Source organism: Burkholderia sp. Tr-20355, assembly GCF_017104685.1.
In the GTDB taxonomy this organism is placed as follows: domain Bacteria; phylum Pseudomonadota; class Gammaproteobacteria; order Burkholderiales; family Burkholderiaceae; genus Burkholderia; species Burkholderia seminalis.
Genome location: NZ_JAAGPK010000396.1, coordinates 1 through 761 on the forward strand (window position 1 = coordinate 1; position 761 = coordinate 761).

The following is a 761-nucleotide window of genomic DNA, read 5'->3' on the forward strand; positions in this document are numbered from 1 at the left end:
TCCGCAGCCGGTCGCGCGAGCGTGTCCTGTTCGTCGAGCTGGCGCGCACGTCGACGCGCGGCGACGTGCTCGCCGCGCTCGCCGCCGGGCTCGGGATCGCGCCCGGCGTCGACACGTACCGGGCGCCCGCCGTCGAGCGCATCGGCGAAGCGCTCGCCGATGCGCGCTGCCTGCTCGTGCTCGACAACGCCGAACATATCGTCGACGTGGTCGCGGATCTCGCCGACACGCTGACCGCGGGCGCGGGTTCGCTGCGCGTGCTGGCGACCAGCCGCGAGCCGCTGCATATTTCGGCCGAAGCCGTGGTGCGCGTGAGCCCGCTCGCGGTGCCGGACAGCGGCGCGGCGGACGACGCGATCGTCCGCAGCCCGGCGGTCGAACTGTTTCTGGAACGGGTGCGCGCGGCCGCGCCCGATTGCCGGATCGACGCCGCCGGCATGCGGCTGATCGCCGACATCTGCCGGCGCCTCGACGGGCTGCCGCTCGCGATCGAGCTGGCGGCCGCGCGGGTGGCGACGCTCGGCCTCGCGGTCGTCGCGTCGCGCCTCGACGACCGCCTGAACCTGCTGACGGGCGGGCTGCGGTCGGCGCTGCCGCGTCACCAGACGCTGCGCGCGACGTTCGACTGGAGCTACGTGCTGCTGGAGCCGGCGGCACGCGCACTGTTTCGGCGCATGGGGTGCTTCGTCGGCCCGTTCACGTTCGATGCGGCGCGCGCCGTCGCGGCCGACATGATCGCCGTGCTCGGCGAACTGGTCGCG

Annotated in this window: 1 pseudogene; it reads left to right on the forward strand. The window is 74.6% G+C overall.

The features are described from left to right. Window positions 1–761, forward strand: a pseudogene (locus G3N62_RS35585) (transcriptional regulator); the annotation flags it as partial.